Source organism: Alcanivorax quisquiliarum (genome assembly GCF_023051175.1).
Classification (GTDB): Bacteria; Pseudomonadota; Gammaproteobacteria; order Pseudomonadales; family Alcanivoracaceae; genus Isoalcanivorax; species Isoalcanivorax quisquiliarum.
Map to the genome: position 1 here is coordinate 1 of NZ_JALKII010000042.1, position 1,053 is coordinate 1,053.

Here is a 1,053-nt window from a genome sequence, read left to right on the forward strand (position 1 = left end):
ATGACACAGATCATGTTTGAAACCTTCAACACTCCAGCGATGTATGTTGCTATTCAGGCTGTTCTATCTCTGTATGCATCTGGGCGTACAACTGGTATTGTTCTGGATTCAGGAGATGGTGTTTCACACACTGTACCAATTTATGAAGGATATGCTCTACCTCATGCCATCCTCAGGTTGGATCTTGCAGGACGTGACCTTACCGATTACCTCATGAAGATCTTGACCGAAAGGGGATACTCCTTCACAACCACTGCTGAGAGAGAAATTGTTAGGGACATTAAGGAAAAATTGTGTTATGTAGCTCTCGACTTCGAACAGGAGATGGCCACCGCTGCCAGTTCAAGTTCCCTCGAGAAATCCTATGAACTTCCTGACGGGCAAGTTATCACAATTGGAAATGAAAGGTTCCGTTGTCCTGAAGCTCTATTCCAGCCTTCTTTCTTGGGTATGGAAGCATGTGGTATCCATGAGACCACTTACAACTCTATCATGAAATGTGATGTCGATATTAGGAAGGACTTGTATGCCAACACTGTTCTCTCTGGAGGTACCACCATGTACCCTGGTATTGCCGATAGGATGCAGAAGGAAATCACTGCCCTTGCTCCTTCTACAATGAAAATTAAGATAATTGCTCCACCAGAAAGGAAGTACTCTGTATGGATTGGAGGATCGATCCTTGCCTCCCTTTCTACCTTCCAGCAAATGTGGATTTCTAAGCAGGAATATGACGAATCTGGCCCATCTATTGTACACAGGAAATGTTTCTAAAGAGGCTGTCATCACATGTAATGCCTACGTTTCCTTCCTTTGTATACTCCTTCTGGAGACCTGCTTATTCTTTTGTATTATAATGTTTATTATATTTGTTTATTATTTTAATTATTTCATTAAGTTTTTGATCACATACATCTCAACTTCCACTTTAAAATTGGAGTTTAGAAATGTGTCAAATTCTATTTCTTCCATTATTTAATTATTTAAAATATCATTCGGTTTTCATCTCATTCCATGTTAATTCTCTCCCTCCCCTTACCATCAAGTCCCCCC

General features: G+C 40.6%; 1 protein-coding gene. It reads left to right on the forward strand.

The genetic code is table 11. The features are described from left to right. Nucleotides 1–774: acetate and sugar kinases/Hsc70/actin family protein (locus MU846_RS14870; protein WP_246953996.1), on the forward strand; the 774-nt coding region annotated here is incomplete at its 5' end. Nucleotides 775–1,053 lie beyond the last annotated feature (279 nt).